This is a genomic window from Anaplasma phagocytophilum, from assembly GCF_023476575.1.
GTDB classification, from domain to species: domain Bacteria; phylum Pseudomonadota; class Alphaproteobacteria; order Rickettsiales; family Anaplasmataceae; genus Anaplasma; species Anaplasma phagocytophilum_A.
Genome location: NZ_JAHLEX010000040.1, coordinates 1 through 9,736, shown reverse-complemented (window position 1 = coordinate 9,736; position 9,736 = coordinate 1). Strand labels below are relative to the sequence as shown.

The following is a 9,736-nucleotide window of genomic DNA, read 5'->3' as shown; positions in this document are numbered from 1 at the left end:
AAAGCAATACCCTCAGACACCTGATAGTGCAATTGAAGACCATAGCATATACTTAATCCATTTAGGAAATGTGCTACAGAGTATAACGCAAACAAGCTGCCTCATTACCCAGCAGGCATTGCTAGAAGAATCACAACCTATGGGTGCTTCTTGGGAAAAATTTGATGAGGCCCATAGTGAGTTATTCAATGCGTTGTGGTACACAGTTACCATTTACCGCGGTGAAAACCGTACTATTATCCAACGCAATCATGAACTGAACAAGGTTCCTTCTATAATCGTCACAATGATAGTAACTATGCAACACTATCGCCACCATACCCCACGTAGCGTGCTATTTCCCATGGCGTTGGACAGTAGTGCAACAATTAGAGAAAATGAAACAATTGAACGCTGCGCCGCTGCTATGCGTATATTCTACGACGCTGTACACTTGATACCCAAGTATACGTTGCATGCTACATATTCGCCACCCCGCGCTCTCATATACCGCAACTTACTCAGTGAAACCGAGCAAACTTCCAGAATAGTTTCATTAGTCAATAGACATACTCCTCTGCGCCAGCGCAGCTGTGTTAGAAATTGTCTAAAAGAGCAATTTAGTCTGTTAATGCTCACCATTGAACTGATTGCTAAACACTTAGACGTTGTACAGACATTTTGCTACATTCCCATTTCTAGAGCAAAAGATATTGTACTATCAGAAGCTGAAGCCTTTGCCAATAATGCGTGTCTTGATAGGGTATCGGAATATCGGGAAGATGTAGACACTGCTGATTTGAGCAAAGCTATTACTAAGACCATAAATGCTATATACATTGTGCATAAAATAGGTGACGTAATCAATGTTACGACTAACTGGGATGTATGGGGTGTATCTTGCTTATATGGGCTTGGAATAGAGGAAGTAAGCCTGGTTCATTGTTTGATAGAAAAGACATTTAATGTTTCGAGGCGAACAATGAAGGGGATGTACGACATAACAGCTTCGGTTAAGGTGCTGCAGGCCTCATTATGTGAAGTCGGGGGTGTGAGTGCGTTGAGGGAAACGCCTGAAATGTTGCGCGATGTCGAATATACACGTGATGCATCAGTCTCTCATAAATTAGATGCTATATCAATCAGTGCTGAAAAAAATGAGCAAATACCCATTGCGACATTACGCTATGAAACACTTACATACAGATTGCGTACCCTAGTAAGTAGACTTCCTATCTCCTATGATACGTGCGAAAGTGATTCATGCTTACTAATGCGTTTTATGGTGTCAATCTTGTTTGCCTCAGGAGATATAGAGGGTCTCAACGTATTAAAGGACGGCGCAGGCGTACCGAGAGCATTTTCCAACCTTATCACCACATTAGCTGAAAACGATTTAGCGCCGACGTACAGTCGCTGCTGAAGCAGAAAATGACTCTGTAGTGCCTACCAAAAACACAGGAAATGCTATGGTAATGAAATGAATCCAAATAACTCAACAGATGCCTTGCACCCGTATATTGTAAATATACTGAATAGCAGAGGAAATGCAAGTTCAGTAGAATTCTGCAATTCAGTACTGTATAGCATATCACAAAAGGAAGACCTGGAAGGAGTTTTCGCTGCCTTGACATATGTATTAGAAAGTGCTGTAACCAGCTTAAAAAAGGCTGAAGAGCGTGCTAAAAGTGGTTCGGCAGCTCATGTTCTAACAAGAAACGCTTGCTACCTCATGAATGTATGTGTAGAGCTTGCACGTATAGATGCAACAGATGAGGAAATCTATTTCTTGTTACATGCCGGATTATTGTATGCTTGTTTGGGTCACCTTAACAGAGATGCAGAGTATATAGAAAATACTATTGACAATTTGAGCGATGCTATATATCAAGCAACAAATGCTTTACATATTGTAGGGGCTTTAAGGTATACACCTGTTGGTGTTGGCACTCGCTCCAATAAGCCCAATGCATTCATCAATCTTATTTTGAAGCTTTCGAGATCTTGTATAGGTAAAGTAGAAATAGTTTTAGCTGATCATATGTTTTCCAGAGCAGTTGATGCGTCGTTGAATGTATTTCGTGGTATTCATGATTCTGCGATACCTAAGATTGTTGAAGTACAGGAGATGTTGATTGATGTTCCACTACCTGATCATATTGCCAGTACGTTATTAGACAAAGAAATAAATTCTGGAGCAATGCTTCTTTCAACAAATACTAAGCAAATTCCTAGCGCATCATTGCGCTATATGCCACTTACTTATCGGATAAACACTCTAGTACTGAGATTTCCGGTTAACTTCGGGAATAATATTGATTACTGCTTACCGATGCGCTTTATTGCATCGATATTGTGCATTGTAAACGACGTCAAGAAACTGAGCCCCTTTTTAGAAGGGGACCCTGAGATATCAAGTAGAGTTTCTAACCTTATCGCCACATTAGCTAAAGATGATTTAGTGCCAATGTACAGTCTTTTATGAAGCAGAAAAGTGCGCTGCAGTGCCCATATAAAACATAGGAAATACTACGGTAGTGACATGAGTTCAAATAACCAAACAGATGCCTTTGCCTCATATTCCCACGTTGCATATATCCCATATGTCGGTGTTGAGGATATTTCGGATGGCCTGAGAGAGGTAAGTTCAGTAGAATTCTGCAATTCGGTGCTGTATAGTGTATCAAAGAAGGAAGACTTTGAAGGAGTTTGCGCCGCCTTTGCATGTGTAGTAGAAAGTGCCGAAACCAACCTAAAAACTGTAAGAGAACGCGTTAGCAGGGATTCAAGACCCGACACTCTCATAAAAAACGCTTTGTGTATAACGTGTTTATATACAGGATATACACGTGGAGCTGTAAAATGTAAGTTCTTTTACAAGGACGAAGGAAAGTCTTTCTTGTTGCGTGCTGTGTTACTGTGTGCATATTTGGCTCATATTAACAGGGATGTAGGGGATATAGAAAATACCACTGATGATTTGAGCAATGCCATATGTCAAATAATAATCGTAGAGGCTTTAAGCAGTACTTCTCTTTCTGACAGAAGGTGCAACAATGCACCTCACTTCTGCCTATTTTTTTAGACTACGATAACTTTGTTTTAGGTATGGAAGAAACACTCATAATTGTAAGCATTTACTATGCAAAGGGAGGTATTTTATGATTTTAGTTGCCTTGTGATACCTAAGATCGTTGAGATACAGATGGAGGAGATGCCTCTTACAGGGCGAATTTCCAGTACGCTATTTGATAAAGACATCGCTTTTGGAGTAAATCTTCCGTCAACACGCGGTGCAAATATTTTATCAACAAATACTGAGCAAATACCTGGTGCATTATTATGCGATGCGCAACTTACTTATCGTCTAAACGCGCTGGTACTAGGATGTGCACTTGACTCTGGCGATGTAGAGGTGGATTCCTGTTTACTGATGCGCTTCGTTGCATCAGTATTGTGGATTACAAATAACGTTAAGAAACTAAACCACTTTGTGAAAGAAGATCTCTGTATATCAAGTAGATTTTCTAACCTGATCACCATATTAGCTGAGTATGATCTAGTGCCGGTGTATAATCGCAAATAAAACGGTGGATGATAGAAGAAGTGTTCGTGTCAGAAGCACATTAAATAATGGTTAACAATATGAATTTATCCGACATAGTACTGGACTTGCAGCATCCCTATGTTGCACACATCTTAGAAGCAGGGGAAGATGGAAGTCTGGAAGAATTCTGCGATGCTATACTTGAGAGTATAGATAATAATGAAAATCCTGAAGGCGTTCGAGCAGCATTTATGTATTTGATGAATGGGGCTGAAGATTCTCTGAGAAGAGCGCAAACACGTGCTCTAAGCAGGCCGGTGACGGAACATCGCTGGATTTGTATTAACGAAGCCTTACGCGCGGTGTGTTCCTACAGTAGCGGCCTGAGGTTATCAAGCATTCGCCAGATATATTTTCTGTTACATTCAGCTATATTGCATGCTAGTCTCGCCTATCTTGATAGAGGTGCAGCACCACAAACAATATACAACGACTCGTACAACTTGCAAGATTCTATCTCTTATCTTACCTCAGCGCTGGCTATAGTATTGCGACAAGCCAATAAAGATCGGCCTAACGTTACACGTTTCTGGGATGAACATGCTATACCTCTTCTATTCAGCCTATCTGACAGCACAACCTATGATACGTTCATAAAAGCGCACGATAAAGCTGCGCAAATAATAATGCTCACGCAGCAAACCCTGCAAGATACAGGTATTTATAGTAGGACGCGAAATTTACGTAATACATTTCACAATATAACTATGCTTGACTTTATGTGTTCAGGTATGAGTGCTGCCTTAGATTCTGATTATGATGCCGAGGACACACTTTTAAGCATAGAAAATGACATGGGCTTTTATGAGAGGTTAAATGGACTATTCGAAAGCTTTCCTGCACGCAATATTAGTAATCCCAACCTCTGCTTTAATATTCGGCATGCAATAGTCTTGGCATACAGTTTTATCAATAACTCTTGGATTATAAGAGCGATTCAGCAGATAGAGGGAGATGAGTGGGAGAATACACCTGTCCCATCAGAAATTAGTGAACTTGTTGGTACGTTAAGGCAAGATGCTTTCGCCCAAGAGCCTGATCGCTAAAACAGGAGAAGTGATGGGTGTGAGTATAGGGAAATAGGGGACAATGCATGTGAGGTAACACTATTGCATCGTAACAGCAATATACCTTGTCGTAAGTGATAGAGTTAGGATTAGTACTAGATATTTCATACCTGCCGAAACGCTTCAAAGCCCAAAAGCTACATGAAAAACTCTTGGCTGGTTTATTCTTTGCCATACCTATATGTATTGGCATGCGTAAAAATAAGAACTGTACAACATGTGCGTAAGAGATCTTGAATAGTTATGACGCTAAGTGTAATAATTGCAGTCGCACCGTTTCTAAATTTCGGAATTGCTTCTTTGAGTGCACTTAATATTACTTTTGCGCATTGTAACAAGGCTGTTCGTGTAAATATTGCCTCTATACATAAACAACATACTGAGAACCTTCCACTATACTATGTGCATTACGGGATTTTCTATTGCTTACAAAACTGAACTACTGCTTGCAATTTTGTAAGATATAAAAAGCAATATGAGATCCCATGATAGTTAAGGATACTTCCCATTTATGCCTGTGTATTCACATAAAAATTTATATTAAAAAAGTAATTTCTCTCAAATCTCATATTCTTCTATGAATCCTAAAAAGGAAATATTTTTCAATAGTAAATCCCCATAATGTCGCTAATTTCCTAATTATTTTATGAATATTTAAGCAATAATACCTTGTTATCCTTCAAGGGCTAAGATTGGATATAACGTAAAAATCATATGCTTGTGCCTGAATATTCTCATATCGAAGATCCTGCTAGAAATACTAGCGAAGTAAGCTCCTTAGACTTTTTTGAAGCTGCGCTGAGTGAAATCATGGAAAATGGCATATCATCAAAAAAGCTTCTGATGCTTTAGTGTTTTCACAATTCTCGATGCTAGAGATGCTAGAACTGCTGTTGCGAGCGTACCTCACCGTCGGACATAAGGCTCACAAAGTGTAGCGTATGCTGCTGATATCCTGAATTGCATCATCATGAAGACTTCTAAAACCTTCTCACAATGGTTCTCGTATATCAATCATAACCTGACCATAGTATTAGAGCATCTTTCTATGAGTTTGGAGCACCCTCATGGAAAGAGGTATATGGTTTGTACGGAAAAGCGGTATGAAGCTTTGAATACATGTATTCTTCCTGTCATTACAGCAATGATGATCACCCATCACGGCAACCCGCCTGAAATCCCAAAGCGATCTTTCAAAGAATTATTGGAAAGGGATGATGTTATCAAGAAGCAATACAACACACTAAAAAGCATTGTATTCAACGTCATGGGTGCATTACCACGGGAAGCTCTTAATTACAAGAATAAAACTAAGCTAAGGAAATTAACTACAGAGGGATACCATGCATCATGGAAATTATCGATAGGATGTCATTACTGTTGCATAGCAGAACACCGCTTTCCTATCGCGGTAGGATCAGCAAGTGCCTACACAGTACATTTTCTACGCTGATTTCCTCTATGACATATAATACTATGTACCGCAGACAATACTTCCAGACCAGCAATGTTCTTCATACTGCAGTAACTGCTCTTCGCGAGGAACTATATAATTTTTCCAATGTATGTAATCTAAAACTTGATAATAAAGGCTTAATTCATCCGTATTCGCACATCTTAACGGGGTTATTGTCATCAACTCTAGAACTATCAACCCTTATATCTCAACCAGAGACGATATTGCCGATTGTCAAAAAACAATGCTCGATCTTTACATGCATTACCTGAATAGGGCAAAATTGCATCTCACTTATCTAAAAAATCTGTTCCACATATAGAATTTGGCGCACCCTCCGTACACAGTGAGTTCGTGAGCCACATCAATGACACAATAACGATACCACAGCGCACACAAGCACTCAAAGCTAATGCAGAAAACTCGTCGCAAATACTGCACAATACGTTTGTGAAGATTTTACTCATATGCAACAAGAATTGTCAAAAAGCATACATGACCCAGAAGAGTTACTAGGTACAAAAGATTATGTCTTAATCTCTACCAAAGCACCCACATTTGCGCTTCCGCAAAGTACACATATTACCTCACCAATGAGCATAGCACTCAGTGCATAAATAAACTGGTGCAATACATAGTTTAGTTAGCTCTTTTCTGGCCCAAGCGGTGCAGGAGCAATTACTGAGGCCAAGTGTAGCATTGCAACAATATTGCACAGCACCATGCATGCATTAAGCAGTTCTCACCATGCACCTGACTGTAGAAGTCCTCTCTCCTAACAACGGAACGTCCAGTGGATACTATGTAAAAATGCCCATTCTAGTTATGAGACTGTTAGCACACAAGTTGTCTCTTGCATACCTATGCATATCACACGCAATAACAAGACTGTACTTTTATACTACTGACAAGGAGCCCTGTAGCCCGCTTAAACGATTTCTTCCCTTATACCATCATGAATTAAGTAGAAACAGAAGTAGCTTCCTTTAGGAAGTAACATGAAATTTCTGATTCTGAGCATCCTCTCCTCTACATAATAAGATCACTGAGGATCGTATTATGGGATAAGGCACTTGCATGAATAGCATAGCATGCTGCATTAACACTAGATCTATAGCTCATCAATAGGACGTATTGTTCGATTATTGAAGAACTTACTTTCTATATTATTGCCATTTGTGCTTTACTCAGATTAAAAACCTCAATATACATCGTGTAAGTCTATGACTTCATGCTTACAGGTGACAGTAAAAATGCGATGTTTCTATTAAAACACAAATTGTATGCATAGTTACGATGCCTTAATTTGAAAATCGCGTCCTAGACATACTTTGTTGAGTATTGAATGTGCAGAGTAGAACGCTGAGCAGTAGTTCTAGAGAAGCTTAAAACTCTACAAGTATACGCTACCCTTTGAACTTTAGAGCTACTAAATAGATCTCAGAAGAATCTTTCCTGCTGGACTTAGGTTTGGAGTGTAAAACTATATCAAAACGCGTCATGATAGATCGCTTAAACTATTGCTCATACTCTCCGTGCAGTAGTTTTGTAACAAAACTGCCATTAGGATTTAGGTATTCCAAAGCTATATCTTTCGCAAGTTAACATAAGTTTATTATGTTGACACGACCCACCTGCCTGTGCCTACAGGACTTCGGAACCGATCTGATAGTGCCAAATCGAACTTTATTCCATTAGACGTAAATGCAGCCAGTTATACGCCCCAAAAGCTTACTTAATAACTTCAAACGCTATACTAACAATGCATTTATCTAAAATTGTATAATTCTCAGGCACGTTTAGCTCAAACCAAAATATTAAAAAATAAATTATTGCCTTGTAGCGTGTACTCTAACATGTTAGAGTGGTCTACTGGGTGTTAATGGTAAATGTAATGCATGGACTCGGTACAGTTAGCAATTACGGTTCTGGCTACCAGCCTGTTTGTAATCGCTTGATTTCAGAATTGCAAAGCGGGAATTGCTCTTATTTCAGTTTCCTTAAGTCACTATTAGGTGTCTTAGATCATGCAGTAGAATCTATAGAAATGGCGGAGAGCATTGTTGGTCAGAGTGGAACAGAAGGTTGCAGAATTGACGCGCGGTGTCTTGCCATTTCTCAAGTTCGCCTGCGTAGAGTTTCCGAGGCGGTTAGCGCTGTTATACAAACTGCAACAGCATCTGAGGATAAGGAAGAAATATCTCTAAATTTCTTAAAACAAACGTGCAATGCGCTTATCAGACAGTGTTTCGATGCCCTGTATCATCTTAGTAATTCTCGCCATCGTTTGGATATTCTCGCAGAGCATTATACTGATGCATTTTCTTCTGTTTCCAGTGCTGTACCAGTACTCGTAGATGCGATTGCCCTGATGCGTCAAGCACATACATACGTAACTACAGGCAATACAGCAGAAAGCTCTGCCATAATCGGAACAAGACGTCGTATTGAGCGATGTATGAATGCAGTGTGCTATGCTATTCATGCGGTACCGGGCTCCACAATACGATCCTCAGTGGATGCATCAGGTGGCGGATGCTCAGCACCTGAGATACGGGAAATGACATGTTACCTATTGAAAGAAGCTGCGCTATTATCTAGCTTAATACATAATAGAGAAGAGACGGCAAACCGTGATAGTGCATCGTATGCCCACTCTGCGCTGGAAGCTGTACTGCTACGTTTACTGCATGGTCTCGCACCTAGCTGTCCTGATACAAGGTTTTTCGCTGCGGTGTTGCGCGCTGCCATGACACGTACCTCTGAGGAATACAAGGACTGGAGAGACCAAACGGAGGGCATGCCTACGAGTGATTGCTCTGTGATACATCAGCGTAATCTTTCCCTTATGCTCTTAGAATCTTCAGCTATGGTGTATTTGGTAAATGCTTCCTGCGCTAAAAGAGTACAAGAGGAAGGAAAGCCTGATCACTGTGCGCGCAGTGTTCTGAAAACTTTGGAAAAAGTGCAGCAAGCATTATCTACTCTCAAAGGCAGAAAAAAACTGTGTGTCGCTCAATCTCTAAGGGATGCTAATGTCTGCTCTTTCATAATAGGTTCAGTGGCTGATGCTCAACAACTCATTGATAATATCGACATGAATGCTCTACCAAATCCTGCTTTGCAGAGTGTGTTATTGAATCGTACAAGGGAAATTTTGTCAGAAGCTGGGGCACTATGTATAAGACTGCAGTGTGCTGGAGATCCTGAGTATAGGATTCCTGAGGAAGCTGTGTTTGATCTGAACACGTGGAATATCCCATCTACTCACTTAGCAGCCATTTCTACAGTAATCTCGTTCATATTTCGAAATATTTCTTTACGTCGTAGCTGACAATCGTGGATGCTTTAGTGCTCCCGATCAAGAAGAAAGGTAAAAGATAACCGGTGCCTTGCTCATTAATGGGGCACCGTGGTTTGCGTTAGTGTGTATTGCACGCAATACAATCGATAGCCTGTGTAGAGTGGGGTAAATACTCTATAGTAGCGAATATTAACCTCTTTAGGTATTGGTTTATTGATTGCCAAAGTCTAAATATTTTCTGAGAAATCAGTAATTGACTTGTACCGTGGTGCGTGATACATTACACGTTACAGTTGTAGAAGTAGGTGTTTTGTAATGCATGG

At 40.1% G+C, this 9,736-nt stretch carries 8 protein-coding genes and 1 pseudogene; 8 read left to right on the top strand and 1 reads right to left on the bottom strand.

What is annotated here, in order from left to right; translation table 11 throughout:
• From KPX09_RS02860 to KPX09_RS02835, 7 genes are all read left to right on the top strand, one after another.
• Nucleotides 1–1,402, top strand: a 1,402-nt coding sequence (locus tag KPX09_RS02860) for a hypothetical protein (protein ID WP_249548889.1), incomplete at its 5' end; no start/stop codon positions are given.
• Nucleotides 1,403–1,459: 57 nt separating this feature from the next.
• A complete protein-coding gene (locus KPX09_RS02855) occupies nt 1,460–2,464 on the top strand; it encodes a hypothetical protein (RefSeq protein ID WP_249548888.1) in 1,005 nt (334 codons plus the stop codon).
• A gap of 57 nt (nt 2,465–2,521) precedes the next feature.
• A complete protein-coding gene (locus KPX09_RS02850; RefSeq protein WP_249548887.1) occupies nt 2,522–3,064 on the top strand; it encodes a hypothetical protein in 543 nt (180 codons plus the stop codon).
• A 57-nt stretch (nt 3,065–3,121) separates the two neighbouring features.
• Nucleotides 3,122–3,565, top strand: coding sequence for a hypothetical protein (locus KPX09_RS02845; protein ID WP_249548886.1), 444 nt, complete (start codon nt 3,122–3,124; stop codon nt 3,563–3,565).
• Nucleotides 3,566–3,624: 59 nt separating this feature from the next.
• Nucleotides 3,625–4,632, top strand: coding sequence for a hypothetical protein (locus KPX09_RS02840; protein WP_249548885.1), 1,008 nt, complete (start codon nt 3,625–3,627; stop codon nt 4,630–4,632).
• 741 nt (nt 4,633–5,373) lie between these two features.
• Nucleotides 5,374–5,505 (top strand): hypothetical protein, encoded by a 132-nt coding sequence (locus tag KPX09_RS05585; protein WP_275973618.1) that lies wholly within the window; start codon nt 5,374–5,376, stop codon nt 5,503–5,505.
• Between the two features lie 118 nt (nt 5,506–5,623).
• Nucleotides 5,624–6,106 carry a hypothetical protein gene (locus tag KPX09_RS02835; protein ID WP_249548884.1) on the top strand — a complete coding sequence of 161 codons (483 nt, stop codon included), beginning with the start codon at nt 5,624–5,626 and terminating at the stop codon, nt 6,104–6,106.
• 1,409 nt (nt 6,107–7,515) lie between these two features.
• Here the strand turns inward: KPX09_RS02835 and KPX09_RS02830 are convergent.
• Nucleotides 7,516–7,796 (bottom strand): annotated as a pseudogene (locus tag KPX09_RS02830) (SAM-dependent methyltransferase); the annotation flags it as partial.
• 189 nt (nt 7,797–7,985) lie between these two features.
• On the opposite strand from KPX09_RS02830, the gene KPX09_RS02825 reads away from it, so the two are divergent.
• Nucleotides 7,986–9,443, top strand: coding sequence for a hypothetical protein (locus KPX09_RS02825; RefSeq protein WP_249548882.1), 1,458 nt, complete (start codon nt 7,986–7,988; stop codon nt 9,441–9,443).
• Nucleotides 9,444–9,736: the final 293 nt, after the last annotated feature.

Excerpts from the sequence above, each read along its gene's own strand:
- KPX09_RS02850 (WP_249548887.1), top strand. The coding sequence starts at position 2,522 with ATGAGTTCAAATAACCAAACAGATGCCTTTGCCTCATATTCCCACGTT.
- KPX09_RS02845 (WP_249548886.1), top strand. The coding sequence starts at position 3,122 with ATGCAAAGGGAGGTATTTTATGATTTTAGTTGCCTTGTGATACCTAAG.
- KPX09_RS02835 (WP_249548884.1), top strand. The coding sequence starts at position 5,624 with ATGAAGACTTCTAAAACCTTCTCACAATGGTTCTCGTATATCAATCAT.
- KPX09_RS02855 (WP_249548888.1), top strand. The coding sequence starts at position 1,460 with ATGAATCCAAATAACTCAACAGATGCCTTGCACCCGTATATTGTAAAT.
- KPX09_RS02840 (WP_249548885.1), top strand. The coding sequence starts at position 3,625 with ATGAATTTATCCGACATAGTACTGGACTTGCAGCATCCCTATGTTGCA.